The organism is Enterobacter sp. SCRI0065, assembly GCF_059766475.1.
In genome coordinates, this window is record NZ_JCBAJB010000002.1 from 694,213 (window position 1) to 720,327 (window position 26,115).

Consider the following 26,115-nt stretch of genomic DNA (forward strand, 5'->3'; position numbering starts at 1 on the left):
GCCAGCATCCCTGGTGGGCGGTTTGCTAAATGGCGAGCAGCGTCACACTGTCTATACTTACATGGCGATTGAGATGTTAACAGTTTTCACATCTCGCAAACTGTAAGGAGGACAAAGGTGGCTGACACGTTAACCGTACCGCCTGTGCTGGCTGGGAATTTTGCATTCTTTTTTGACCTCGACGGTACGCTCGCAGAGATAAAACCGCATCCTGATCAGGTGGCAATCCCCACCGAGGTACTTCAGGTGCTTTACCAGCTTTCGCAGATGAATCATGGGGCACTGGCATTGATATCAGGGCGCTCAATGGCCGAGCTGGATACGCTCGCCGGGCCTTATCGCTTTCCGCTTGCCGGTGTGCACGGAGCGGAGCGCCGCGACATCCATGATCACACACATGTCGTCTCTTTGCCGGAGGCGTTGATTCAGACGCTTCAGGCGCAGCTGACAGCGGCGCTAGCGCATTTACCCGGCACCGAACTCGAAGCGAAAGGGATGGCCTTTGCGTTACATTACCGCCAGGCTCCGCAGCACGAGCTGGCGGTAACGGCATTAGCTGCGGCGATGGTTGCAGCCAATCCGCAACTGGCGCTCCAGCCCGGGAAATGCGTCGTAGAGATTAAGCCCAAAGGTATCAATAAAGGCGAGGCAATCGCGTCGTTCATGACAGAAGCCCCCTTCCAGGGGAGAACGCCGGTCTTTATTGGAGATGATCTGACTGACGAGTACGGTTTTGACGTCGTCAATCGGGCTAAAGGCCTGTCGATTAAAGTCGGACAGGGCGAAACACGGGCCAAATGGCGTTTGCCCACCGTGGCCAGCGTCTGGCAATGGGTAACAGAAATCGCTAACCAGCAACAACAAGAAAAAATAGCGCATAACAACAGGAGAAAACATGATGGGTCGCTTAGTCGTAGTCTCTAACCGTATTGCGCCACCGGACGATAAAAAAACCAGTGCAGGTGGCCTGGCGGTAGGGATCTTAGGTGCCTTGAAGGCAGCAGGGGGATTGTGGTTTGGCTGGAGCGGGGATGTCGGCAACGAGGACCAGCCGCTAAAAAAGGTAACACGGGGTAATATTACCTGGGCATCCTTTAACCTCGGTGAGAAGGACTACGATGAGTATTACTCGCAGTTCTCCAATGCCGTGCTGTGGCCTGCGTTCCACTATCGCCTGGACCTCGTCAAATTTCAGCGAGATGCATGGGAAGGCTATACCCGCGTCAACGCCTTGCTGGCAGACAAACTGCAGCCGCTCATCAAGGAGGACGATATTATCTGGATCCACGATTATCACCTGCTGCCGTTTGCCAGCAAGCTGAGAAAGCGTGGTGTTAACAATCGCATCGGATTTTTCCTGCACATTCCGTTCCCCACGCCAGAAATCTTTAACGCCTTGCCACCACACGAAGAGCTGTTAGAGGGGCTTTGTGATTACGATCTGCTTGGCTTCCAGACTGAGAATGACCGCGTGGCGTTCCTGGACAGCGTTTCCAGTAAAACGCGGCTGGTGACCAACAGCGGCAAATCGCATACGGCATGGGGCAAAACGTTTTGTACTGCGGTCTATCCTATTGGTATCGAGCCTGACGAAATCGCGGCTGATGCTTCCGGGCCGCTGCCGCCTAAACTGGCGCAGCTTAAAAACGAGCTCAAGAACGTTAAGAACATCTTTTCGGTAGAACGACTGGATTACTCAAAAGGGCTGCCAGAACGCTTCCAGGCTTACGAGACGCTGCTGGATAAGTATCCTCAGCATCATGGCAAAATCCGCTACACCCAAATTGCGCCGACGTCACGTGGCGAAGTTCAGGCCTATCAGGATATTCGGCATCAACTGGAAACCGAAGCAGGGCGGATTAATGGTCGCTACGGTCAGTTGGGGTGGACCCCGCTTTATTACCTGAACCAGCATTTTGATCGCAAAGTGCTGATGAAGGTCTTCCGTTATGCAGAGGTGGGGTTGGTTACGCCTTTGCGCGATGGGATGAATCTGGTCGCAAAAGAGTATGTCGCAGCACAGGATCCGAATGATCCTGGTGTTCTGGTTTTATCGCAATTTGCAGGTGCTGCGAACGAGTTAACCTCAGCGTTAATCGTCAATCCTTACGATAGTGATGATGTCGCGAACGCACTAGACAGAGCGCTGAAAATGCCGCTAACGGAGCGAATCTCTCGTTATTCTGAGATGATGAAGGTCATTCGCGAAAATGACATTAATCACTGGCAGGAGCGTTTCATCAGCGATCTTGAGCGGATAACGGCACGCAGCGTGGAGAGCAATTTGCAAAAAAAGGTCGCGGCCTTCCCTAAACTCGCCTGAGTTTGCCCCTCGGTGGCCCTACGCGCCACCGAGGGGAACTAACAGCACATCCACCAGGCTTGAGCGAACAATCGCTTTAGCCGAACACGCCGCGCGTGAAAAGAAGCTTTGGTTATGGTTTCCGCAAATAACCAAATCAATATTCTGTTTACGGCAAATATCGAGAATATGTTCGCTTAATTCCCCCGTTGCAATAAACGTCCGTTCAATTGGATATTGCGCCTTCTCTTCCAGCTCCTGCAAAAACTGCTGCGTCTCTTCCTGCAATACGCCACGGAGGTCTTCTAACATCGGGGCTGCCATCTGATTAAACATTTCCGGCTCAGCGGCAAGAGTGACCAGGCTTACCCGCGCGTTGTGGGGTCTGGCGATGGAAACCGCGCGAGATAAAAGAAGGTGGCTTTCTGGTGAAACGGCTACGCAAACAAGTAGATGTGAGTAACTCATCGCCCACTCCTTAGATGAGTGAAAACAGGTTATGAGAAACCATTAGCGCGATTTGCGCCGCTTCGCAAGAGGGCAATACGACATTAGTGTGACGCTTCTCATAATTATTCATTAATTATTCTTATAAAAAGAATAATGGCATAAGTCGGGTTGCTAACTAAAATTAGATACTTAACGGAAATCTTACAAATTAAATAATGTACTGTTAAATCGTCTTAACGGGTTATCAACAGAATGATTATGGTTACCCACCGAAACCATTGCGTTTTGCTTACTCAATAACTGCCTGTTTTTTAAGAATATTAACTTAACGTTTCTAACTAAGAGATCGCATGACATTCTGAGCCTCTGGAATCGCCCCCCGAGAGCAAGATACGTGCCCGGATCGATAATGCTTCTGAATGAGTATTCGTCAACAAGGAATAGATAACGCCTTCGACTGAGCATATTTTGTCCAATTTACAAGACACGCTGATGGATTTATGCGTGATTCTTGGTTAAATTATGTGACGCACGTCACATTTTTTTTAAATTTCGGGAGGGGCTGCATTGTATGTGTGAAAACTGACGAGTAGAGTTGCCTCGAATTAGGAAAAATCTTAGTTATTTGTAAGAAATGATAAAGCGTGTAAGCAAAAGGACATCATTTTCCGCACCATGCGCTTTAATCACAGAGCCCTTAATTCAACTATGCATTTACGCCTTTTCTTTTTTTTTACCGGGGTTTTCCCGGCGACATCACGGGGTGCGGTCTTACCGCATAAAATAATAGTTGGTTATTCTGGATGGGAAAAATGCATACATCCGAGTTGCTGAAACACGTGTATGACATCAATTTGTCATACTTATTGCTTGCGCAGCGTTTGATTAGTGAAGACAAAGCGTCCGCAATGTTCCGCCTGGGTATCAGCGAAGAGATGGCAACGACGCTGGGCGGATTGACCCTCCCTCAGATGGTGAAACTGGCGGAAACAAATCAACTGGTTTGTCAGTTCCGCTTTGACAGCCATCAGACAATTACTCGTCTGACTCAGGATTCTCGCGTTGACGATCTGCAACAGATCCATACCGGAATATTGCTTTCGACACGCCTCCTCTCTGAAGTCAGTAAGTCTGATGACGTGGCCCGTAAGAAAAGGGCTTAATGATGAGCGTAAAAAGCATTGTTCAGGAAGCTCGCGACATTCAGTTGGCAATGGAACTGATCACGCTGGGCGCCCGCTTGCAAATGCTGGAAAGCGAGACTCAGTTGAGTCGCGGTCGTCTTATTAAGTTATATAAAGAATTACGTGGCAGCCCCCCACCAAAAGGTATGCTGCCATTTTCAACCGACTGGTTTATGACCTGGGAACAAAACATTCACGCATCGATGTTTTGTAACGCCTGGCAGTATCTTTTGAAAACCGGTTTATGTAGCGGCGTCGATGCCGTTATTAAAGCTTACAAGCTCTATCTTGAACAGTGTCCGCAGCCAGAAGAGGGGCCGTTGCTGGCGCTGACTCGCGCATGGACGCTGGTTCGTTTCGTTGAAAGTGGTCTCTTACAATTGTCTAGCTGCAACTGCTGCAATGGCAACTTTATCACCCATGCTCATCAACCCGCGGGTAGCTTTGCCTGTAGTTTATGCCAGCCGCCATCCCGCGCGGTAAAAAGACGTAAACTTTCCTCGAATGCTGCCGATATTATTCCACAACTGCTGGATGAACAGATCGAACACGCTGTTTAACCCGAACGTGTGGGAAAGATTCCAGCAGCGGTAAATTATTACCGCTGCTTTTTTTGCCCTGAGCTCGGACAATCATGCGATCTGAACATCCCGCCAAAGTCACTAGCGGAAGGATGATGTCGTGCTTATCTTATTAGGTTACCTTGTTGTAATCGTAACAGTTTTCGGCGGTTATATGATGACCGGCGGGCACCTTGGAGCACTCTATCAACCGTCTGAGTTTATTATCATTGGCGGGGCGGGAATTGGTGCGTTTATCGTTGGCAACAACGGTAAATCGATTAAGGGAACGCTGAAAGCGCTTCCGCTGCTGTTTCGCCGTTCGAAATACACCAAAAGCATGTACATGGATTTACTGGCGCTGCTGTATCGCCTGATGGCGAAGTCACGCCAGCAGGGGATGTTTTCGCTGGAGCGGGACATTGAAAACCCGAAAGAGAGCGAAATCTTCGCCAGCTATCCCCGGATTCTGGCCGATCCGATGATGCTCGATTTTATTGTCGACTATCTGCGTCTCATCATCAGCGGCAACATGAACACCTTCGAAATCGAAGCGCTGATGGACGAGGAAATCGAAACCCACGAAAGTGAATCCGAAGTCCCGGCAAACAGCCTGGCACTGGTCGGCGACTCGTTACCGGCATTCGGTATCGTTGCGGCGGTAATGGGCGTGGTTCACGCACTGGCCTCGGCGGATCGCCCGGCGGCGGAACTCGGCGCATTGATTGCCCACGCGATGGTGGGAACCTTCCTCGGTATTCTCCTCGCTTATGGATTTATCTCTCCACTGGCAAGCGTACTGCGTCAGAAGAGCGCCGAAACCACCAAAATGATGCAGTGTGTGAAGATTACGCTGCTGTCGAATCTTAACGGTTATGCACCGCCAATCGCTGTGGAGTTCGGACGTAAAACGCTGTACTCCAGCGAGCGCCCATCGTTTATTGAGCTCGAAGAGCACGTGCGCGCGGTGAAAAACCCAAACCAGCAGACGACGACTGAGGACGCATGAAAAATCAGTCCCATCCCATCGTCATCGTAAAAAAGCGCAAGCACAAAAGTCATGGGCATGGATCCCACGGCTCGTGGAAGATCGCGTATGCGGACTTTATGACCGCCATGATGGCGTTTTTCCTTGTGATGTGGCTGATTTCTATCTCCAGCCCGAAAGAGCTGATACAGATTGCAGAGTATTTCAGAACCCCACTGGCCACAGCGGTGACAGGTGGGCAGCGTATATCTGAAAGCGACAGTGCCATTCCAGGCGGGGGTGATGATTTCACCCAGCAGAAGGGTGAAGTCAAAAGAGAACCTAACATCAATGAGCTGAAAAAACGCATGGAGCAAGCGCGCCTGAAAAAACTGCGCGGTGACCTCGACCAGCTCATTGAGGCCGATCCGAAACTGCGCGCATTGCGCCCGCACCTCAAGATTGATTTGGTGCAGGAAGGTTTACGTATTCAGATTATTGATAGCCAGAATCGCCCAATGTTTAAAACCGGCAGCGCGGACGTCGAGCCTTATATGCGCGACATTTTGCGCGGTATTGCGCCCGTCCTGAACGGTATTCCAAACCGTATTAGTCTCTCGGGGCACACGGATGATTTTCCGTATGCCAACGGCGAGAAGGGATACAGCAACTGGGAGCTTTCTGCCGACCGTGCCAACGCCTCGCGTCGCGAGCTGGTCACCGGTGGGCTTGATGAAGGCAAAGTTCTGCGCGTCGTTGGCATGGCCGCAACCATGCGAATGACCGACCGTGGACCGGATGACGCCGTTAACCGTCGTATCAGTCTTTTGGTGCTCAATCAGCAGGCGGAGCAGACCATTCTGCATGAAAACGCCGAAAGCCAGAATGAGTCACTGGACGATTTAAAACAGCCAGGGGCAGTGCCTTCGGCTGCCGTTCCAACATCGCCACCAGCCAATCCGAGGTGATAGCGTGAGCATGGATATTAGCGATTTTTACCAGACATTTTTTGATGAAGCCGACGAGTTGTTGGCTGACATGGAGCAGCATCTGCTGGATTTGGTGCCTGAGGCACCGGATTCAGAACAGCTTAATGCCATTTTCCGCGCGGCACACTCGATAAAAGGTGGCGCCGGAACCTTTGGTTTTACCGTCCTGCAGGAGACAACCCATTTAATGGAAAACCTGCTGGATGAAGCTCGACGCGGTGAGATGCAGCTGAATACCGACATTATCAACCTGTTTTTGGAAACCAAAGATATTATGCAGGAACAGCTCGACGCCTATAAAAGCTCGCAAGAGCCTGATGCTGCCAGCTTCGAATACATCTGCAACGCGTTGCGCCAGCTTGCGCTGGAAGCAAAAGGTGCAGTGGCCGCGCCTGCCGTGAATGCGGCAAAATTAAGCGTGGTTGATGCCCTTGCCGCTGAAGGCGCGACCGCGCCCGTGGAGGAAGCAAAGCTTCGCGTGATTCTCTCTCGCCTTAAAGAAGGCGAAGTGAATTTACTCGAAGAAGAGCTCGGTAATCTGGCGACCCTCAGTAACGTGGTAAAAGGCAAAGACAGTCTTGCCGCGACGCTGGATGGTGGTATTGGTCAGGATGATATCGTGGCGGTGCTGTGCTTTGTGATTGAAGCCGATCAAATCGATTTTGAAACCGAAGCCGTCGCAGAAACCGTGCCTGTTGAAAGCGAAGAAAAGGGTGTTGCGCCAGAAGTGGCTGCGCCTGCCGTGGCGGCAAACGCGCCTGCGCTGAAGGCCGTGCCGAATGAAGCGGGTACGCCAAATCGTGCGGAACGCGAAAAACCAGCAGCACGAAGCAGTGAATCAACCAGCATTCGCGTGGCGGTTGAGAAGGTTGACCAACTGATTAACCTGGTCGGCGAACTGGTCATCACCCAGTCGATGCTGGCTCAGCGTTCTAATGAACTTGATCCCGTAACGCACGGCGATTTGATTACCAGCATGGGTCAGTTACAACGTAACGCCCGTGACCTGCAGGAGTCGGTGATGTCCATCCGCATGATGCCGATGGAATATGTCTTTAGCCGCTTCCCGCGTCTGGTCCGTGATTTGGCCAGCAAGCTGAACAAGCAAATTGAACTCACCCAACTGGGGAGTTCGACCGAGCTTGATAAGAGCCTGATTGAACGCATTATCGATCCGTTGACGCACCTGGTGCGTAACAGTCTGGATCACGGCATTGAGTCACCCGAAAGCCGCATTGCGGCGGGTAAATCTCCAGTCGGTAACCTGACGTTGTCCGCTGAACACCAGGGCGGAAACATCTGTATCGAAGTGACCGACGATGGCGCAGGCCTCAATCGCGAACGTATCCTTGCGAAAGCACTTTCTCAAGGGATGGCCGTTAACGAAAACATGACCGACGAAGAAGTGGGGATGCTTATCTTCGCGCCTGGCTTCTCGACGGCAGAACAGGTTACGGACGTTTCAGGTCGTGGTGTGGGCATGGATGTGGTGAAACGTAACATCCAGGAGATGGGTGGGCACGTTGAGATCAAATCTAAACAAGGCACCGGTACCACTATCCGAATTCTGCTTCCGCTGACGCTGGCGATCCTTGACGGTATGTCGGTGAAAGTCGCCGGTGAGGTCTTTATCCTGCCGCTGAATGCGGTCATGGAGTCCTTGCAGCCAAGCGAAGAAGATTTACATCCGCTGGCCGGCGGTGAGCGCGTGCTTGAAGTGCGTGGTGAATACCTGCCGCTGGTAGAACTGTGGAAAGTGTTTGAGGTTGACGGTGCGAAGACTGAAGCCACTCAAGGCATCGTCGTCATTCTGCAAAGTGCAGGCCGCCGCTATGCGCTGCTGGTTGATCAATTGATTGGTCAGCATCAGGTCGTGGTGAAGAACCTCGAAAGCAACTACCGCAAAGTGCCGGGAATTTCAGCTGCCACTATCCTTGGCGATGGCAGCGTCGCACTGATCGTCGATGTGTCGGCGCTTCAGGGTTTAAATCGTGAACAACGTGTGGCGTACACAGCCGCCTGATTAGTTAAGAAGGTAAAAACATGACCGGTATGAGTAATGTAACGAAACTGGCGGGCGAGCCATCAGGGCAGGAATTCCTGGTTTTCACTTTAGGCGATGAAGAGTACGGCATCGATATTCTTAAAGTGCAGGAGATTCGTGGCTACGATCAGGTCACTCGCATTGCCAACACGCCTTCGTTTATCAAAGGTGTGACTAACCTGCGCGGCGTCATCGTGCCGATTGTCGACCTGCGCGTGAAGTTTAGCCAGAGCGATGTCGAGTACAACGAGAACACCGTGGTAATCGTCCTGAATCTGGGACAGCGCGTGGTCGGTATTGTGGTTGATGGCGTATCTGATGTGCTGTCGCTGACCACCGATCAGATTCGCCCGGCACCAGAATTTGCGGTGACCTTGTCCACCGAGTACCTGACGGGTCTCGGCGCGCTGGGCGATCGTATGCTGATTCTGGTGAACATCGAGAAACTGCTGAATAGCGATGAGATGGCACTGCTGGATATCGCGGCAAGCCACGTAGCGTAATATCGACTTGCCCGGCGGCGCAATGCGTCTGCCGGGCATTTTTTTAGCTTAGGCTTCTTGCTCTACCAAATCGCTTTCTTCTTCCAGCAGCCCCTCATTCTGCGCCAGCATCGCCGTGGCAATCCCGTTCCCCAGAACGTTAATCGCGGAACGACCCATATCCAGGAAATGGTCTATCCCCATGAGCAGCAGGATCCCGGCAACCGGAATGTGGAAACTCGGGATAGTCGCCGCCAGTACAACCAGTGCAGAGCGCGGTACGCCAGCAATGCCTTTCGATGCCAGCATTAAGGTCAGCATTAACACGGTGACTTCGGCAAAGCTCAGGTGAATATTGTAAGCCTGCGCGATAAACATCGACGCAAACGAGCAATACACCATCGAGCCCACCAGATTAAACGAGTAGCCAATCGGCAGTACAAACGACACGATATTGCGTGAACAGCCGAAACGGGTGAGCTGTTCCAGCGTTTTCGGGTAGGCCGCTTCGGAGCTGCTGGTGGTGAACGCGACCAGCACCGGGTCTTTTAGCATGACGACCAGGCGGAAGACCTCTTTCTTCAGCACCATGTATCCCACCGCCAGCAGCACCAGACAGGTGAGCAGAATAGCCACATAGTATCCGCCGATAAACGAGGCGTAATTCAACAGAATGCCCAAACCCTGCGTGGCGATAACCGACGAAATGGCGGCGAAGATAGCCAGGGGTGCCACGTACATCACGTAGCCCGTGACTTTCAACATGATGTGAGAAACCACGTCCAGCGCCGCGACGAGCGGGGCGTTAAATTTCTCGCCCAGCGACGCGCCGCCAATACCAAAGAACATCGAGAACACGACGATCTGTAGGATCTCATTATTGGCCATCGCCCCCACGATACTGGTCGGGATCGTATGCGAGAGAAAACCTTTCAGCGACATGCCGCCGACCGCAAGACCGGTATCTACCGCTTCAACCGGAATGCTGAGATTAAGACCGCTGCCCGGTTGTTCGAGAGTGACGATAAACAATCCCACCAGAATAGACAGCACAGAAGAGCTGATAAACCAGACCATGGCTTTACCGCCAACGCGGCCAATGGTTGAGGTTTCCCCGAGCCTCATTATCCCAACCGTGAGGGTGCTAAATACCAGCGGGGCGATAACCATTTTAATGAGTCGAAGGAAGATGTCGGTCAGGAGTGTGATGTTGTCTGCCCAGGCGGTGATGACGTCAGTTGACGCATACTCATGAATAACGGCCCCGGAAAGAATGCCCGCCAGCATGAAGATCACGATGAAGAGCGTGAGTTTGTTTGCACTTGCCACGAAAAAATACCCTCTATGCGCTTATGATTTTAACCGTGCGCTGAGACATATTATTTTCTAATTGCAGCGCACCAATACATTCATCACATAAATTGAAGTAAAGCCAAAGTAGATACAACTATTTTTTAGTTTTTATTAGATTTGTTGTTGGTGCCGGTGCGATATATTGTGATGCTTATCACATTAACACCAATATATCCTCAGTTTATGGCGACTCCGAGAGATGTTTGAAATGTTAACTTTTTGTATTTAAACAATAATTATCGTCAATAAGGCAAAAGTATCAGCTCAAACCCCTCTGGTGGTTGAAGCGAGATCCATAAACTAAATTCTCAATAACTGCTTATCAGCAAAGTTAAGCGGTGCTAACAGATTGAGCATTATGAATAAAATACAAAAAGCGAAAGGCAATATTCTCTGGAGGGCTGTACATGAAAAGAAAACTCCTTCTCATTGGCATGGGCAGTATGCTGGCTATGGCGACGAGCAATGCCGTTGCGGTGACCAGTAACGGGACCATCGGGGCCACGCTCACCTTATCAAACGGTTGCCTGATTAACGGCTCACCAACCCAAAACGGCATTAACTTCGGGACCCTGGATTTTGGTACTCATCCAGCCACCTTCTCAACGCTCACGACCCAACTTGCCGGTGCCAGTGGCGGGAATACCTTTACCGTTCAATGCACCACCGCCAGTTATTCGGTAGCGATAACCGGCAACACCAACTCCACCGCACCTGGCACCGTCGTCGGGACCCCAGGAACGCCAGCACGTTATTTGGTGAATGCGACGAATACGGCTCAGGGCGTCGCGTACAGCCTCTTTAGTGATAGCGGCTTCAACAACATCGTGGCCAACAACGCGCCGATCCCGGTGGCCTCAACCGCAGGGGGGGTAGACAGCTATACCCTTTACGGACGCATTACCGGCGGCGGAAACAGCGTAACGGTGGTGCCTGGCACCTACACCGATACCATCAACGTTAGCGTGACCTACTAGTTACACACCGGCAATGACCGTTGTGATCCCAGATCTGCGAATACTCGCAGAGGGAAAATTGCATCTTTTTTTTACCCTGCCGTTATGTCTGCTTTATGCGACATCGGTGGGGGCGGTTACCACGCAATCTTTTCAGGTCTCCGCCACTATCACGCCGGGCTGTGCCGTGACGACGGGAACGGGGGGAGTGCTGGGTACGCTGAATTTTGGTGCTCGCAGTGGGGTAGCAACGGGCCAGGTCAGTACCAGCTTTGTGCCTAACGGTGCGCTGTCTATCGCCTGTACGCCCGGGGTGACGCTGAGCATGAGTATCGATGGCGGGCAGCATTACTCGTCGGTGCGTCGGATGCCGCGAGCGAGCGGTAACGACATGGTGGGTTACCGGCTTTACAGCAGCAGTTCGCTGGCCGCAAACAGCGAGATAGGGGTTAATCAAGCGGTGCCAGTGACCTATACCAACAGCAATAATATTGCGCTGCCGTTATTTGGTGTGGCGCTCCTGACGGGGTTTAGCCCCGCAGGAACCTATACAGATCAACTCACCGTGACCCTGTCATGGTGAAACAGGGAGAAGGTCAATGAAGGCATCTTTTTTACGCTATGGCGTGCTGGGTTTAGGGGTGATATTTGCCTCAGCCATGGGGAGAGCAAACGCGGCGGCAACCATTTTGCTTTGGCCTATCGATCCCTGGCTTTCCGCTGATACCAAAGCCACCGAATTATGGATCCAGAATCAAGGGAATAGCGCGACCACCATGCAGGTGCGCATCGTGCGCTGGCGGCAGGAAAATGGCTACGAGCGCTACACTGCCCAGCAGGATGTGGTCGCCAGCCCGCCTATCGTTAATATTTCTAAGGGCAGCAAGCAGTTAATTCGACTGATCAAACAAAGCGATGTTCCGATGGGGGTCGAACAAGCCTATCGCATTATTGTCGATGAAATCCCTCAACCCAGCGACACATCCCAGCCTGAAATGGGCCTCAAACTCCAGATGCGCTATTCCATTCCGCTTTTTGTTTATGGTCAGGGTATCCAGACCATCAAAGAAGGGGCGCATCATGCGCTGGTGGAAACCAATAACCTGAGCTGGCGAGTGGTTCAGGACGGAGGGCAACCTGCGTTACAGGTTAGCAATCGAGGGGATGTTCACGTGCGGTTAAGTCAGGTTGCGCTCGGTCAGGGAGGGCAAAAACGCACGCTGGCAGAGGGGCTATTGGGCTACGTTCTGCCGGGTAGCACCCGTAGCTGGCCGCTTCCTGCGGGGCTTCGCCAGCCACGTCAGCTGAGTGCGCAAATTAATGCCCGGGATCCGCAATGGCAGTCGGCGCCTGTCAACTGAAGGCGGCGATGATAATCCTGCTCTGCGTCACGACACGCTCCTGGGCCGAGTCCGGCGATGACAATTTACCGCCACCGCCAGGTGCGCAGGCGGTCAATAGCGAAGCAGTATTTCAGCTGTCGGTGGTGATTAACCACTACGACACCGGGCTGGTGGTCCCCGTCACGCAGCGTGAAGGGATGTTTTTCATCTCCAGCGCAGATTTGCTGCGCGCGGGGCTGCCGCCAGAGCAGGTGCCCGTTGGCGAGGTAAATCTCTCGCAACTGGCGCAGGTGCGGGTTGAATATGACAGCACCGCGCAGCGTTTGCTGTTAAACGTGCCGCGCGAGTGGGTATCCGCCCGCGTGACGCCTTTCGGTGGACAGCTTGCTCAGAGCAAACCCTATTACGGCACCGGGGCTTTACTCAATTACGATCTCTACACCAACCACACCGAACATATTGGCGGTCAGGCCTCGCTATGGCATGAGTTCCGCTACTTTAATGAAAACGGCTCTCTCTCCTCTACGGGCTATACGCGCCAAAGCTTTGACGGGAATACCGGCCAGCAGGAAGGCTACGTGCGTTACGACACCACGTTGACGATGACCAACGAAGACGATGCCACCACGTGGACCGTGGGGGATGTGATCAGTGATGCGGTGAGCTGGAGCAGCAGCGTGCGAATGGGCGGCATCAGTTACGGACGCGATTTTTCGTTGCGCCCGGACCTGGTCACCTGGCCGCTGCCTGAGTTTTCCGGCGAGGCCGCCGTGCCGACATCGGTCGATCTGTTTATTAACGGCTACCGTTCCGGTTCAACGCAACTCCAGCCGGGACCCTTTACCCTGACCAACCTGCCGTACATCAACGGGGCGGGGGATGCGGTGCTAATCACCACCGATGCCCTGGGGCGTCAGGTGAGTACGACCATGCCATTTTACGTCACCAGCGATCTGCTAAAACAAGGCCTGAGCGACGGGGCGTTCACGCTGGGCAGCCTGCGCCGTAGTTACGGCATTGATAATTTTGACTACGGCCCGGCGGCAGGGAGCGGATCCTATCGCTACGGCGCGACCGACTGGCTGACGCTCGAGGGGCACGCCGAGGCCGCCGAGGAGCTGGCGTTGGGCGGAGCAGGGGCGGTGGTGAAACTGGGTCGCTACGGCGTGGTGAACTCCTCTTATACCCACAGCCAGATGCGGGGCGACGACGGCGGACAAATCAACTGGGGCTATCAGTACAGCACCAGCGCGTTCAGCCTCGCCACTCAGCATTCCCGACGCGATCGCGGCTACGGCAACCTGGCGCTCTACGATCAGCCCACTATCTACGATGAACAAAACCAGCCTATCGCGAGCCTGAGTCGCAACACCGACCAGTATTCCCTGACCTTTAATCTGGGTGATTTCGGCAATATCGGTGCCGCATGGATTGGCGTCGAAAGCTTTGACAGTCAAAAAACAGAGCTGCTCAATCTCTCCTGGAGTCGCAACCTGTGGGGCAACAGCAGTCTCTATCTTGCCGCCAGCCGCGACCAACAGCGCGGTGACTGGACGGTGGCGATGTCGCTGCAAATCCCGCTAGGAGAGCGGGACAGTGCGGCGATTACCCTCGAAAACACGCCTGATTCAGGCAGCACCCAGCGGGTTAACTACAACCACTCGATGCCATCGGACGGCGGTTTTAGCTGGAATATGGCGTTGGCTAACCAGTCGACATCAAGCCACTACCAGCAAGCCACACTGGGTTGGCGTAACAATAACATCGAGTTGCAGGGCGGCGGCTACGGTGAACGGGACATGATGACCTGGTGGGGCGAGGCGATGGGGTCGATAGTCCTGATGGATAACGAACTGTTCGCCGCGAATAAAATCAATGACGCCTTTGTGGTGATCAGCACCGACGGGCATCCGGACGTGCCGGTCAATTATGAAAACCAGCCTGTGGGCAAAACGAATCATAACGGCTATCTGCTGATCAGCGGCGTGTCGGCCTATTACCCTGCAAGTTACAGTATCAACACGCTGAATTTGCCTGCTGATACGCGGTTAAAAGAGACCGAGCGCCGTGTGGCGATCCGCCGTCACAGCGGCTATCTGGTTGATTTTCCGATGGAGCAGGAGCGCGTGGCAAGCGTGATCCTCCACGATACCAACGGGAAAGATATCCCGGTGGGAAGCCAGGTCAGGCGGCCATCGCGCAATACGGCGGTGGTTGGCTACGACGGTATTGCCTGGCTGGAGAGCCTGAACGACATCAATGCGCTCAGTGTCACGACGCCGGAGGGTAAACGCTGCCATGCCACCCTGACCATTGACGCCAACCCGGAGCACAAGCTCAAGACCTATGGCCCGCTGGTTTGCCGGGAGGGGAAATGAAACGTGTGCTGCTCATGTTGCTGCTGCTGCTGGTCATTGCGGGCGGCAGTAAGGCGGCCTGTACGGTCAGCACCGTGAATGCCGCCTTTGGAAGTGTGACGTCATTTGCGTTAAGCGGAACCGGCGAGGTGGAAACCACTGGCACGCTGGTGGTCACCTGTGACGCAGTGCTCAATTTATTGACCAACGACTCCGTGACGCTCAACTACACCGCCGCTACCGTGTCGGCGAATAGCCGGGCGACCATGAAACGTACCGATAACGCGGCGATTACCGACGTGATCCCCACGCGCCTGTGCGGGCTGACGGGCTGTTCGGGCAGCTCAGAAGTTCAAATCGCCAAATCCTATACCTGGAGTGGTAACACGCTGTTAAACCTGATTGGCGCGAAGCAGTACAACATCCCGCTCTACTTCCGTACGGTCTCTGGGCAAAACGTGACGGCAGGCCCGTATCAGGTTGTCCTGACGTTTAGCATTAACTACAGCGTCTGTTCGGTCGGGTTGGGTGCGGTGTGTCTTACCCCGCAAACCGGTACGGCAACGACCAGCATTACCCTAAATATGAACGTCACCAACGACTGTAGTGCCATGACCACACCCAACGTCAGCTTTAATAGCGCGCCGTTGGTTCAGAATTTCCCGACGATTTCCCAGGCTGTCGCCGTGACCTGTACCAAGGGCAGCACCTATACCATCGGCATTAATAATGGGCTAAACGCACTTAACGGCGTGCGCCGGATGGTGAATAGCGGAAACTACATGAGTTATGACATCTATAAAGAAGCCACCAGCAATCGTTGGGGCGGTAGCGGGACCGAACGCTGGGCCAGCGCGGCCTCATCGCAGCTCAGTGCCGATGGGCTTTTGCGTACCTACAACTACACCGCCAAAGTGTTGACCAGCCAAACCACACCCCCCGCCGGAGCCTATACCGACACCCTCGTGGTTGATGTCGCGTTCTGAGCCGACGCTTTTCCCTTTCGCAAATGTAAAGTTCCCGCCGTCCGTGCCGATAACACCGTTAATAAAACTTAGAGAAGGTGTTGTATGTTGAACCGTATCCGCGTAGTCACGATGCTGATGATGGTGCTGGTCATTTTCGCACTTCTTCAGCTCCTTTCCGGTGGGCTGTTGTTCTCATCTTTAAAACAAAACCAGCAAAGTTTTGCGGTATCGAACGATCTGCGTTTACAGCAAAGTGAACTGACGTCCACTTGGGATTTGATGCTGCAAACGCGTATCAACCTGAGCCGATCTTCAGCGCGCATGATGATGGATCCCGCTAATCAGCAGAGCAGTGCAAAAACCGATCTCCTGAAAAATGCCCGCACCACGCTTGCTGAGGCCGCAAAGCATTACGATGCCTTCAAAAAAATCACGCCCCTTCCCGCGATGGAGCAGGCGAGCCAGAACATTGACGAAAAATACACCCGCTATGCTGCCGGTCTGACGGAGCTGATTCAGTTCCTCGAGAGCGGCAATACCGACGCTTACTTTGCTCAGCCAACCCAGGGGATGCAAAACGCCCTCGGTGCCGCGTTGAGCGAATACGCGAAGGCCAGCAGCGAGCAGTATCATTCCGCCTTTACCGAGAGCAAGAACGACTACCGTTTTGCCAAGTGGCAGATGGCGTTTTTAGCGTTGGCACTGGTCATTGTGCTGGTGGGCGTATGGTACGGCATCCGACATGTTTTGCTGAATCCGCTGGGTCGTGTCATCGCTCATATTCGTGAGATTGCCAGCGGCGATCTGACTAAAACGCTCACCATTTCCGGGCGTAACGAAATGACCGAACTGGCAACTACCGTTGACCATATGCAGCGTTCGCTGACCGATACCGTCACCAACGTGCGTCAGGGTTCGGATGCGATTTACACCGGCACCAGCGAAATTGCGATGGGCAATAACGATCTCTCCTCACGTACGGAGCAGCAGGCTTCCGCGCTGGAAGAGACGGCAGCCAGCATGGAAGAGCTGACGGCAACCGTGAAGCAAAACGCCGATAACGCGCGTCAGGCGGCTCAGCTGGCGGAAAGCGCTTCTGAAACCGCTCAGCGCGGCGGCAAAGTGGTGGATGGTGTGGTGAAAACCATGCATGACATCGCGGGCAGCTCGAAGAAGATCGCCGACATCACAAGCGTTATCGACGGTATTGCCTTCCAGACTAATATCCTGGCGCTTAACGCGGCAGTGGAAGCGGCGCGTGCCGGAGAGCAGGGGCGCGGTTTTGCGGTTGTTGCTGGCGAAGTGCGTAACCTTGCCAGCCGAAGCGCCAATGCAGCGAAAGAAATCAAAGCGTTGATTGAAGATTCCGTCTCGCGTGTGAATACCGGTTCGGTGCTGGTAGAAAGCGCCGGGGAAACGATGGATGAAATCGTCAATGCGGTGACTCGCGTGACCGACATCATGGGCGAAATCGCCTCTGCGTCGGATGAACAGAGTCGTGGTATCGACCAGGTTGCACTGGCGGTACAGGAAATGGATCGCGTCACACAACAAAACGCCGCGCTGGTGCAGGAGTCTGCTGCGGCGGCCGCTGCGCTGGAAGACCAGGCGAGTCGTCTGAAGATGGCCGTCTCGGCGTTTCGCCTTACCTCTACACCACTCAATACGGATACGTCACGGACAAGACCTGCCGGGACGGCGTCTGTCGCTGGGGTGAAAAACACCCGTGCGACGACACATGGACAGGGACAAGAAGAAAACTGGGAAACATTTTGACTGATATTTAACCGCGGCTGCTTGCCGCATGATGGGAGCGTGGATGTTAAATCGTATTCGTATCTCGACCACATTGTTTTTAATTTTGATTCTTTGCGGTGTATTGCAGGTTGGCAGTAACGGGTTGTCATTTTGGGCGTTTCGCGATGGTTATCAGAATTTGCAGGAAGTCGAGACGAGTAACCAGCAACGCTCCTCGCTCGCAGAAACGCGAGTGGTGTTATTGCAGGCCAGCACCGCGCTGAATAAGGCGGGCACGCTCACGGCATTAAGCTATCCACCGGATGACATCAAAGCACTGATGGTCACCGCTCGCGAAAGTCTGAAGCAGGCCGATGTGCAGTTTAAAACCTTTGGCACACAGGACGCGGTCAGTGAAAAGGGCAAAGCGCTGAAAGCGGAAATGCAGAAAAGTTATACCCAGTGGCACAGCGATTTGGAGCATCAGGCCACCTGGCTTGAAAACAATCAGCTGTCAGACTTCCTCACCGCACCGGTGCAGGATTCTCAGGCTGCTTTCAATAAAAGCTTTAACGCCTGGCTGGTGGACATGAACCAGTTTGTCGAACACGCGAGTCGGGATAGCCGCACCAGCTACCACATGTCGGGAGTGATATTTGCCACGATGGTGATTTTGGCCGCGCTGCTCACTGGTGGGGCATTGCTCTGGTCGCGCAGGATGATTGTGTTACCGCTGGCGATTATCAGCAGCCATTTCGACAGCATTGCAAAAGGTAATCTGGCGCGTCCGGTCGCGGTATTCGGTAAGAATGAAATTTCGGCTATTTTTGCCAGCCTGAAAGCGATGCAGGGTTCTTTGCGTGAAACGGTAACGGAAGTGCGTCACGGCAGTTACGCGATGCACACCGGTATTTCGGAGATTGCAGCAGGTAACAACGATCTGTCATCTCGTACTGAACAGCAGGCCGCTTCGCTGGCGCAAACTGCGGCCAGTATGGAAGAGCTAACGGCGACGGTTGGCCAGAACGCCGACAATGCTCGTCAGGCGTCAGATTTGGCAAAAAGTGCCGCGCAAACGGCGAGAAAAGGTGGCGATCAAACGTCACACGTTGCCAGCACAATGCAACAAATTGCCACCAGCTCGCAGAAAATTGGCGACATTATCAGCGTGATCGACGGTATTGCTTTTCAGACCAATATCCTGGCACTGAACGCCGCGGTGGAAGCGGCGCGCGCGGGTGAACAGGGACGCGGTTTTGCCGTCGTTGCGGGTGAAGTTCGCAATCTCGCCAGCCGCAGCGCAAACGCAGCAAAAGAGATCAAAGTATTGATTGAAGAGTCCGTTTCCCGCGTTAAGCAGGGCGCTGAACTGGTCGATACCGCCGCGCATACCATGACTGAAATTGTGACATCGGTGACGCGCGTCAACGACATTATGGGTGAGATAGCTTCCGCCTCAGATGAACAGCGTCGCGGAATAGAGCAGGTTGCTCAGGCCGTGTCGCAGATGGATCAGGTAACGCAACAGAACGCTTCTCTCGTAGAAGAAGCGGCGGCCGCTACCGACCAGCTCGCTAATCAGGCCGATCATCTTACCGGTCTGGTTGCGGTATTTAACGTGAAAGAGCAAGTCGAAACAGTAGCAGAAGTCGGACGGTCACAGGCCGTGCCAGTTGTATCCTGAGAGTGATTAAGAAGGCGCTATGACATCATCACAGCCCAATGGGCAATCGTCATTATTGTTACAGATGACACAGCGTCTCGCGCTATCCGACGTGCATTTTCGTCGGATATGTCAGTTGATCTACCAGCGTGCAGGGATTGTGCTCGCCGATCATAAGCGAGACATGGTCTACAACCGTCTGGTGCGGCGCTTACGCACGCTTGAACTGGATGACTTCGGTCGCTATTTGAGCATGCTGGAAGCCAACCCGAACAGTGCAGAATGGCAGGCGTTTATCAACTCGCTGACCACTAACCTGACGGCGTTTTTCCGCGAAGGCCATCACTTCCCGGTGCTGGCAGAGCATGCGCGTCGTCGCAGCGGTGAATACCGTGTCTGGAGTGCGGCGGCATCGACAGGAGAAGAGCCTTACTCTCTGGCGATCACGCTTGCCGACACGCTGGGAATGGCCCCAGGGCGTTGGAAAGTGTACGCCAGCGATATTGATACCGAGGTGCTGGAGAAAGCGCGGAACGGCGTTTATCGCCAGGATGAGCTGAAAACGTTGTCGCCACAGCAGCTACAGCGCTACTTCATGCGCGGTACGGGACCGCATGAAGGCCTGGTGCGCGTCCGTCAGGAGCTGGCGAACTGTGTTGAGTTTGCATCGGTTAACCTGCTGGATAAACAGTACAACGTGCCGGGGCCATTTGACGCCATTTTTTGTCGTAACGTCATGATTTATTTTGATAAAACGACGCAGCAGGAGATTCTGCGTCGTTTTGCCCCGCTGCTTAAGCCTGACGGATTATTGTTTGCCGGGCATTCGGAGAACTTCAGCAACCTTGCTCGCGAGTTTAGCCTGCGCGGGCAGACGGTTTATGCGCTGAGTAAGGAAAAAGCATGAGTAAGATCAGGGTGTTGTCTGTAGATGATTCAGCGCTGATGCGTCAAATCATGACGGAGATTATCAATAGCCACAGCGATATGGAGATGGTGGCAACCGCGCCCGATCCGCTCGTTGCCAGGGATTTAATCAAAAAGTTTAATCCGGACGTGCTGACGCTGGACGTTGAAATGCCGCGCATGGACGGTATTGATTTCCTTGAGAAGTTGATGCGCTTACGCCCTATGCCGGTGGTGATGGTTTCCTCACTGACGGGTAAAGGGTCAGAGATAACGCTGCGGGCGCTGGAGCTGGGAGCGGTGGATTTTGTCACCAAACCGCAGTTAGGCATTCGTGAAGGGATGCTGGCTTACAGCGAAATGATCGCTGAGAAAATTCGTACCGCTTCGCGGGCGAAACTGGCGGCACATAAGCCGATGGGCGCACCCGTCACGCTCAAAGCCGGGCCGTTGCTGAGTTCGGAAAAACTGCTGGTGATCGGCGCGTCAACCGGGGGAACAGAGGCAATTCGCCATGTACTCCAGCCATTGCCGCTCTCAAGCCCGGGTATTCTGATTACTCAGCATATGCCGCCGGGCTTCACCCGTTCGTTTGCCGAGCGTTTGAATAAGCTCTGTCAGATAAGCGTGAAAGAGGCAGAAGACGGTGAGCGTGTGCTGCCAGGGCATGCGTATATCGCGCCGGGCGACAAGCACATGGAACTGTCGCGCAGTGGGGCAAACTATCAGATCAAAATTCATGATGGGCCGCCGGTTAACCGGCATCGTCCATCAGTGGATGTGCTGTTTCATTCGGTGGCAAAACATGCGGGGCGCAACGCCGTTGGGGTGATCCTGACGGGGATGGGCAACGATGGTGCCGCCGGAATGCTGGCAATGCACCAGGCGGGCGCCTGGACCATTGCACAGAATGAAGCAAGTTGTGTGGTGTTCGGCATGCCGCGCGAGGCCATCAATATGGGTGGCGTGAGCGAAGTGGTCGATCTTAGCCAGGTAAGCCAGCAAATGTTGGCAAAAATCAGTGCCGGACAGGCAATACGTATTTAATGAGGAGTGGTGTTATATGGCGGACAAAGAGCTCAGATTTTTGGTTGTGGATGACTTTTCCACCATGCGTCGCATTGTGCGCAACCTGCTGAAAGAGCTGGGTTTTAATAATGTTGAAGAAGCAGAAGATGGTGTTGATGCGCTAAACAAGCTACAAGCGGGTAGTTTTGGTTTTGTCATCTCCGACTGGAACATGCCGAATATGGATGGCCTGGAACTGCTGAAAACCATTCGTGCTGACGGCAAAATGTCTTCTCTGCCGGTTCTGATGGTGACCGCAGAAGCGAAGAAAGAGAACATTATTGCGGCAGCACAGGCAGGCGCGAGCGGTTATGTGGTGAAGCCATTTACCGCCGCGACGCTGGAAGAGAAGCTCGGCAAGATCTTCGAGAAACTAGGCATGTGAGGAGCTGGTCATGTTGCACTCTACGATGAAACCTGTTGAAGAACATTCGCCGAGCGACATTATTGCTCGTATCGGCAGCCTGACGCGTATGTTGCGTGACAGCCTGCGTGAACTGGGGCTTGACCAGGCAATTGCTGAAGCGGCAGAAGCGATTCCTGACGCCCGCGATCGTCTGGATTATGTGGTCCAGATGACGGCGCAGGCCGCTGAACGCGCGTTAAACAGCGTCGAAGCGTCTCAGCCGCATCAGGATGAGATGGAAAAAGGCGCAAAAGGGCTGAGTAAGCGTTGGGACGAATGGTTTGAAAACCCAATCGAACTGGCCGATGCCCGTGAACTGGTGACCGACACCCGTCAGTATCTTGGCGAAGTGCCCGGCCACACCAGCTTCACCAATGCCCAGTTGATGGACATCATGATGGCGCAAGATTTCCAGGACCTGACCGGCCAGGTTATCAAGCGCATGATGGACGTTATTCAGGAAATCGAACGTCAGCTGTTGATGGTGCTGTTGGAAAACATGCCGGAGCCAGCGGCTCGTCCGAAACGCGAGAACGAAAGCCTGCTTAATGGCCCGCAGCTTGATACCAACAAGGCCGGTGTTGTTGCCAGCCAGGATCAGGTTGACGATCTGCTGGATAGCCTCGGCTTCTAGTCATACGGTTGGTTCTCAGGTTGTCCTGCAACCTGAGAACCTTTCACCGCAAATCCATTTTTACCGTCATGTTGCCTTCAAATCCCCCCGGTTTCGGCGAGGCGTTGCTGGTCCCCACGGGAGCGGCTTTAATTCGCACCGTACCATTTCCCAGTTCATCCATCGTGACCGGAAATTCGAACGTACCATCAAGCGCCACGTTTTGACTGTTTTCGTCGTACACCCTGATGCCCAGATCATCCCGGTTGAGCATCTTAGCAATGAGCGGTTCACCGCTATCGACAACCCCCTGGTCGGCAGTCAACGTGAGCTTAATTCTGTCGTTATTGCCAACGGCGTTATCATCGCAATGGTATGAGATATCAACATTTTTAAGGGCGTATCCCTTGGGAGGTTGGCCTTTATATCTGAACTGTTTACTGACGAGATTATTGCCAAGGTCCACCTCGATGGTACTGCCTTCATTGATCGTACAGCTTAGCGGGGCGGAAAGAGTGCCACTGAGCCATATATTGGATACCAGCCGGGCATTGTTGACATCACAGCTGCCTGAGCCGAAGTAAAGACAGGCGTAGTTTTGTACGATTATCGTGGAGGGAATGGTTTCTTTGCCCAAAATGGGTTTTTTGATGTAAAAAGTCACCCCGACAACATCCCACTTAAACTGACGTTTAACCGTCGCGGCGCCTTCGGGGCGCGTATCCTGGCTACATACGCTGGCAGTTCCTTCGGTGGTTTTGATGTTTTCAATTGTTTTCGACATCGAAGAAATGTCCGAAGGATACTGAGTGATATTGATCCCGATTAATCCCGTTGCTTCCGGGGAATTGATGGCATCGCTGTAACCCTTGACCTTAATATCCAGCTTTTCGGTGAGGTATCCGTAGCCACTGGTTCCGGGATTAAGCGGGCTTCCGGCCAGCGTCAGTTCGAGCACCTGATTAGACGCTACCATGCTGCCGGGGCATTCACAATTTGCTTCCATTGCGGCTCCGCCACCAATCAGATGTTCAAGGACGTCAACGTCACGATGGGCGACGTTTTCACTCGCATTAAGTTCGCGGTCGTAGACGATATTGTAGTTCTGCGGGTTATCGAAACACCCATGCAGGACCGTGACGGCCTGCGCAGGGAAGGGTAATGCAACCCAGAATAGCGCGGCAATACAGGCGGAAAACAGCGGTTTGAGTGTGTCAGTTAACATAAGGTTTTTCCTGCTGGCAAAGGGCACTGACGGAACGGATGCCGGTGGGGCTGATAGCAGATGGCGGGGCATCAAGCGTAACGTTGGCGCGGCACTGTTGTTGTTCTGCGTTACCCCATTTCACGTTGACTTGCAGGGTATCTGAGACCCCCGTCAAATAGAGGTTTCCGGTATCGTCAACAATGCCGCTCATGGCGGGTGCGCTCGCCGTAGCGATGGCACCAAAAGGCACCGGCCTGCCGTCGGGACGCGTGAGTTTAATCAGTACGCGATACCCTACACGAGCGTCAAAGCGGGCAATAACAGCGGCATTGCGAGTAGGGATCACGGTCACCGCCGTTTCACTGGTATCAACATCATCAGGAAGGCTTGTGGTATCGACGCGGATGCTATTTTCCTGGTACGGGCTCAGTGAGGGAATGATGGCGTTGCCTTGCCAGTCGGTACGTACGCCACGGTAATTCTGGAATCGCAGGCCGGAGGCTCCGTTGGCATTCACAATCGCAAACTGGCTACCCAGCGGTTGGGCCAGAGTGACGCCCTGTGGATGCGCGACTATCGCGCCGCTAACACCGTAGCTCAGCTGCTGTGAACTATCGGAAGAGGAGTAATACCCGGCATTCAGATTGGCATACTGTGAGCGATAGCTTCCGTAGACGCTGCTGGTATCTTCGCTATCATGGTTGGCGTGGCTTTGCTGTAGCGAATAGCTTAGCCGCTCGTCATCAAGCAGCGTGCCGTTCAGCCCCAGGTTCTGCCGGGTGTAGCCATGTCGACTATTGCTCAGGTTGTAGCTGCTCCAGGCGCGAGGAAGCCATTGACTCAGCGGCATGCTCAGGCCGAAAGCGATCATTTGGTCGCTGCCTTCGCCGTTGGTTTTGCTGTAGGTATAGGCCAGATGAAAGCTGACGCTTTGAATGACGGTATTCAATCCGGCCGATACGCTCCGTTCCTTTTGCGTTGTTCCCCAATAATCCTGCTGGTAACCGTTCAGGTACAGGCTGACCCCCGCGATATTCTGGCTAATGCTGGCCTGGATACGGTTGCGCTTGTTGTAACGAAATAGCATGTCATCTTCGTGCCGCTCATATTTTTGATTCGCATCGGCAAAGCTGTAATAACCGCTGGTGGAGTAGCGATAGCTCGCTAACGAGAAGTTGGTGTCGGTGGTATCGATTTTTCCTGAATAGAGCAGTCGGTAGGACTGACCGGTGCTTTCGGTATCGTTGTCGAGGTGCGTTTTCGCGACGGTGACGTCTGCTGAGATAGAACCCAGCGTTCCGAGTGCGATACCGGTGCCGGTATTCACCGCCTGATAATCTTCTGATGCTGTCATCCCACCAAATAGCGTCATGGTGTTGTTCAGACCGTAAATGAGGCTGCTCTGGGCAAAGACGGGCTCATTCTGGTCGCTACCACTGTCGGCCCGGTAACGGGCTGCTGTGAACTCATATTTTTTGTGTCCAGGACGCTGCATCACGGCGACGCTGGAGTAGGGCTGGGTGAAATGGTGCTCGGTCCCGTCAGCCTCTTTGACGGTCACCTCCAAATCGCCGCTATTAGTGGTTGAGTAAAGATCGTTGATCTCGAACGCGCCAGGGGCGACGTTTTGCTGATAGATAAGATAGCCATTCTGGCGAACAGACACTTCCGCATTTGAGCTCGCAATACCGCGTATCACGGGAGCAAAGCCGCGTTGGCTGTAAGGCAGCATTTCTTCATCAGAGGCGATATTGATGCCACGATATTGCAGGCTATCGAAAACTTCGCCACGGGTACTGCTCTCGCCGCCAGTGAACTGGGCTTTCAGGGCATCAATATCATGCTGCAAATAGGTGTTGATGGTATCCCAGTGATTCTCATCATTCGTTTTGCTCCAGGTGGAATAGTTCCGAAGACGCCAGCCGCCGAGATTGGCTCCATTGCGCAGATTGAGATAGTGATTTTTAGTGGTGTTATGCGCGTCATCTTTGTTTTGCGATCCAGAAAAAGCATAGTCGGCAAAGACGACCGGAACACCGTCGTCCCAACGGGAAGGACTGATGTAGCCTTTGCCGTTATTCTCAATCGCTGCTTGAGGCAGGCTTAGATGTAACGTCATCACCGAGAAATCGAGCGTTGCCGAGGCAAGCGGTATGTAATGCCCCAGGGATTCTGTCAGCGGCGTCGCGGTATCAAGCGTGGCCAGAGCGTCGAATTTCTCAATGCTGACACCCCATTTACGCAGCATATTCGGGGTGATTTGCGCCACAAGCTCACCGTCGGAATTGCTGAGATAGCGAATGTCAGTCTCATCTTGTCGGGAATTATTGATCATCACCTTAGAAGGATAGATCCCGGGCAATTGGGCATTGCTCTTTGAGAAGAGGGAGAGATCGACATCTTGTTGCGTTAGCATGTCGCCTTCCAGCGCAGAGGGCGAAAAATGGTATTCCCGAGCATCCGATCCGCTTGACGTTATCAGCAACACTCCGCCCAGATAGCCCATCACTGAGCTCTTGTGTATCCCTCTTCGCGGGGCTGGTCCTGTAGTCATTTTGTT

General features: G+C 53.4%; 23 protein-coding genes. 19 read left to right on the top strand and 4 right to left on the bottom strand.

From position 1 onward, the window contains the following. The first annotated feature begins 117 nt into the window (after positions 1-117). The gene (gene otsB, locus AC6EMZ_RS09160; protein WP_498402120.1) at positions 118-924 is read left to right on the top strand and encodes a trehalose-phosphatase; all 807 of its coding nucleotides are present in this window, start codon (positions 118-120) and stop codon (positions 922-924) included. Continuing rightward, complete coding sequence (gene otsA, locus AC6EMZ_RS09165; RefSeq protein ID WP_498402314.1) at positions 899-2,323, top strand: alpha,alpha-trehalose-phosphate synthase; 1,425 nt, start codon at positions 899-901, stop codon at positions 2,321-2,323. The genes otsB and otsA overlap by 26 nt, the downstream gene beginning before the upstream one ends. 18 nt (positions 2,324-2,341) lie before the next feature. Here the strand turns inward: otsA and uspC are convergent, their stop codons facing one another. Continuing rightward, on the bottom strand, positions 2,342-2,770 hold the full coding sequence (gene uspC / locus AC6EMZ_RS09170) for a universal stress protein UspC (RefSeq protein WP_498402121.1): 429 nt from the start codon (positions 2,768-2,770) through the stop codon (positions 2,342-2,344). Between the two features lie 794 nt (positions 2,771-3,564). On the opposite strand from uspC, the gene flhD reads away from it, so the two are divergent. From flhD to cheW, 6 genes are all read left to right on the top strand, one after another. Further along, a complete protein-coding gene (flhD, locus tag AC6EMZ_RS09175; RefSeq protein ID WP_498402122.1) occupies positions 3,565-3,915 on the top strand; it encodes a flagellar transcriptional regulator FlhD in 351 nt (116 codons plus the stop codon). Positions 3,916-3,917: 2 nt separating this feature from the next. Then, positions 3,918-4,496: a flagellar transcriptional regulator FlhC gene (gene flhC / locus AC6EMZ_RS09180; RefSeq protein ID WP_498402315.1), complete on the top strand. Its 579-nt coding sequence runs from the start codon at positions 3,918-3,920 to the stop codon at positions 4,494-4,496. Positions 4,497-4,617: 121 nt separating this feature from the next. Beyond that, entirely contained in the window at positions 4,618-5,505 is an 888-nt protein-coding gene (gene motA / locus AC6EMZ_RS09185) for a flagellar motor stator protein MotA (RefSeq protein WP_498402123.1), read from the top strand. After that, a complete protein-coding gene (gene motB, locus AC6EMZ_RS09190; RefSeq protein ID WP_498402124.1) occupies positions 5,502-6,431 on the top strand; it encodes a flagellar motor protein MotB in 930 nt (309 codons plus the stop codon). Before motA ends, motB begins: the two co-directional genes overlap by 4 nt. 4 nt (positions 6,432-6,435) lie before the next feature. Beyond that, positions 6,436-8,475: a chemotaxis protein CheA gene (cheA, locus tag AC6EMZ_RS09195; RefSeq protein ID WP_498402125.1), complete on the top strand. Its 2,040-nt coding sequence runs from the start codon at positions 6,436-6,438 to the stop codon at positions 8,473-8,475. Positions 8,476-8,495: 20 nt separating this feature from the next. Continuing rightward, a complete protein-coding gene (gene cheW, locus AC6EMZ_RS09200) occupies positions 8,496-8,999 on the top strand; it encodes a chemotaxis protein CheW (RefSeq protein ID WP_498402126.1) in 504 nt (167 codons plus the stop codon). A gap of 48 nt (positions 9,000-9,047) precedes the next feature. Here cheW and AC6EMZ_RS09205 read toward each other — a convergent pair whose 3' ends face one another. After that, complete coding sequence (locus AC6EMZ_RS09205) at positions 9,048-10,307, bottom strand: dicarboxylate/amino acid:cation symporter (RefSeq protein WP_498402127.1); 1,260 nt, start codon at positions 10,305-10,307, stop codon at positions 9,048-9,050. Between the two features lie 431 nt (positions 10,308-10,738). On the opposite strand from AC6EMZ_RS09205, the gene AC6EMZ_RS09210 reads away from it, so the two are divergent. The 11 genes from AC6EMZ_RS09210 (at position 10,739) to cheZ (ending at position 22,369) form a co-directional block, all read left to right on the top strand. Further along, complete coding sequence (locus AC6EMZ_RS09210) at positions 10,739-11,308, top strand: Csu type fimbrial protein (RefSeq protein WP_498402128.1); 570 nt, start codon at positions 10,739-10,741, stop codon at positions 11,306-11,308. A 13-nt stretch (positions 11,309-11,321) separates the two neighbouring features. Then, on the top strand, positions 11,322-11,870 hold the full coding sequence (locus AC6EMZ_RS09215) for a Csu type fimbrial protein (RefSeq protein ID WP_498402129.1): 549 nt from the start codon (positions 11,322-11,324) through the stop codon (positions 11,868-11,870). A gap of 16 nt (positions 11,871-11,886) precedes the next feature. After that, positions 11,887-12,648, top strand: a complete 762-nt coding sequence (locus AC6EMZ_RS09220; protein WP_498402130.1) for a fimbrial biogenesis chaperone — start codon at positions 11,887-11,889, stop codon at positions 12,646-12,648. Then, the gene (locus AC6EMZ_RS09225; protein ID WP_498402131.1) at positions 12,624-15,008 is read left to right on the top strand and encodes a fimbria/pilus outer membrane usher protein; all 2,385 of its coding nucleotides are present in this window, start codon (positions 12,624-12,626) and stop codon (positions 15,006-15,008) included. The genes AC6EMZ_RS09220 and AC6EMZ_RS09225 overlap by 25 nt, the downstream gene beginning before the upstream one ends. Continuing rightward, positions 15,005-15,973: a Csu type fimbrial protein gene (locus tag AC6EMZ_RS09230; protein ID WP_498402132.1), complete on the top strand. Its 969-nt coding sequence runs from the start codon at positions 15,005-15,007 to the stop codon at positions 15,971-15,973. Before AC6EMZ_RS09225 ends, AC6EMZ_RS09230 begins: the two co-directional genes overlap by 4 nt. Positions 15,974-16,057: 84 nt before the next feature. Beyond that, complete coding sequence (gene tar, locus AC6EMZ_RS09235; RefSeq protein WP_498402133.1) at positions 16,058-17,731, top strand: methyl-accepting chemotaxis protein II; 1,674 nt, start codon at positions 16,058-16,060, stop codon at positions 17,729-17,731. 43 nt (positions 17,732-17,774) lie between these two features. Continuing rightward, positions 17,775-19,376, top strand: coding sequence for a methyl-accepting chemotaxis protein IV (tap, locus tag AC6EMZ_RS09240; protein WP_498402134.1), 1,602 nt, complete (start codon positions 17,775-17,777; stop codon positions 19,374-19,376). 19 nt (positions 19,377-19,395) lie between these two features. Further along, a complete protein-coding gene (cheR, locus tag AC6EMZ_RS09245) occupies positions 19,396-20,262 on the top strand; it encodes a protein-glutamate O-methyltransferase CheR (protein ID WP_498402135.1) in 867 nt (288 codons plus the stop codon). Continuing rightward, positions 20,259-21,308: a protein-glutamate methylesterase/protein-glutamine glutaminase gene (locus AC6EMZ_RS09250; protein ID WP_498402136.1), complete on the top strand. Its 1,050-nt coding sequence runs from the start codon at positions 20,259-20,261 to the stop codon at positions 21,306-21,308. The genes cheR and AC6EMZ_RS09250 overlap by 4 nt, the downstream gene beginning before the upstream one ends. Before the next feature lie 16 nt (positions 21,309-21,324). Further along, on the top strand, positions 21,325-21,714 hold the full coding sequence (gene cheY, locus AC6EMZ_RS09255; RefSeq protein WP_498402137.1) for a chemotaxis response regulator CheY: 390 nt from the start codon (positions 21,325-21,327) through the stop codon (positions 21,712-21,714). Between the two features lie 10 nt (positions 21,715-21,724). After that, a complete protein-coding gene (cheZ, locus tag AC6EMZ_RS09260) occupies positions 21,725-22,369 on the top strand; it encodes a protein phosphatase CheZ (RefSeq protein ID WP_498402138.1) in 645 nt (214 codons plus the stop codon). Between the two features lie 43 nt (positions 22,370-22,412). Here cheZ and AC6EMZ_RS09265 read toward each other — a convergent pair whose 3' ends face one another. After that, a complete protein-coding gene (locus tag AC6EMZ_RS09265) occupies positions 22,413-23,573 on the bottom strand; it encodes a fimbrial protein (RefSeq protein ID WP_498402139.1) in 1,161 nt (386 codons plus the stop codon). Next, positions 23,563-26,109: a fimbria/pilus outer membrane usher protein gene (locus tag AC6EMZ_RS09270; protein ID WP_498402140.1), complete on the bottom strand. Its 2,547-nt coding sequence runs from the start codon at positions 26,107-26,109 to the stop codon at positions 23,563-23,565. The genes AC6EMZ_RS09265 and AC6EMZ_RS09270 overlap by 11 nt, the downstream gene beginning before the upstream one ends. Positions 26,110-26,115: the final 6 nt, after the last annotated feature.

Excerpts from the sequence above, each read along its gene's own strand:
- AC6EMZ_RS09215 (WP_498402129.1), top strand. The coding sequence starts at position 11,322 with ATGACCGTTGTGATCCCAGATCTGCGAATACTCGCAGAGGGAAAATTG.
- tap (WP_498402134.1), top strand. The coding sequence starts at position 17,775 with ATGTTAAATCGTATTCGTATCTCGACCACATTGTTTTTAATTTTGATT.
- uspC (WP_498402121.1), bottom strand. The coding sequence starts at position 2,770 with ATGAGTTACTCACATCTACTTGTTTGCGTAGCCGTTTCACCAGAAAGC.
- tar (WP_498402133.1), top strand. The coding sequence starts at position 16,058 with ATGTTGAACCGTATCCGCGTAGTCACGATGCTGATGATGGTGCTGGTC.
- AC6EMZ_RS09225 (WP_498402131.1), top strand. The coding sequence starts at position 12,624 with ATGGCAGTCGGCGCCTGTCAACTGAAGGCGGCGATGATAATCCTGCTC.
- cheZ (WP_498402138.1), top strand. The coding sequence starts at position 21,725 with ATGTTGCACTCTACGATGAAACCTGTTGAAGAACATTCGCCGAGCGAC.
- otsA (WP_498402314.1), top strand. The coding sequence starts at position 899 with ATGGGTCGCTTAGTCGTAGTCTCTAACCGTATTGCGCCACCGGACGAT.
- motB (WP_498402124.1), top strand. The coding sequence starts at position 5,502 with ATGAAAAATCAGTCCCATCCCATCGTCATCGTAAAAAAGCGCAAGCAC.
- AC6EMZ_RS09265 (WP_498402139.1), bottom strand. The coding sequence starts at position 23,573 with ATGTTAACTGACACACTCAAACCGCTGTTTTCCGCCTGTATTGCCGCG.
- AC6EMZ_RS09220 (WP_498402130.1), top strand. The coding sequence starts at position 11,887 with ATGAAGGCATCTTTTTTACGCTATGGCGTGCTGGGTTTAGGGGTGATA.
- AC6EMZ_RS09210 (WP_498402128.1), top strand. The coding sequence starts at position 10,739 with ATGAAAAGAAAACTCCTTCTCATTGGCATGGGCAGTATGCTGGCTATG.
- AC6EMZ_RS09250 (WP_498402136.1), top strand. The coding sequence starts at position 20,259 with ATGAGTAAGATCAGGGTGTTGTCTGTAGATGATTCAGCGCTGATGCGT.
- flhC (WP_498402315.1), top strand. The coding sequence starts at position 3,918 with ATGAGCGTAAAAAGCATTGTTCAGGAAGCTCGCGACATTCAGTTGGCA.
- cheW (WP_498402126.1), top strand. The coding sequence starts at position 8,496 with ATGACCGGTATGAGTAATGTAACGAAACTGGCGGGCGAGCCATCAGGG.
- AC6EMZ_RS09270 (WP_498402140.1), bottom strand. The coding sequence starts at position 26,109 with ATGACTACAGGACCAGCCCCGCGAAGAGGGATACACAAGAGCTCAGTG.
- cheY (WP_498402137.1), top strand. The coding sequence starts at position 21,325 with ATGGCGGACAAAGAGCTCAGATTTTTGGTTGTGGATGACTTTTCCACC.
- AC6EMZ_RS09230 (WP_498402132.1), top strand. The coding sequence starts at position 15,005 with ATGAAACGTGTGCTGCTCATGTTGCTGCTGCTGCTGGTCATTGCGGGC.
- cheR (WP_498402135.1), top strand. The coding sequence starts at position 19,396 with ATGACATCATCACAGCCCAATGGGCAATCGTCATTATTGTTACAGATG.
- flhD (WP_498402122.1), top strand. The coding sequence starts at position 3,565 with ATGCATACATCCGAGTTGCTGAAACACGTGTATGACATCAATTTGTCA.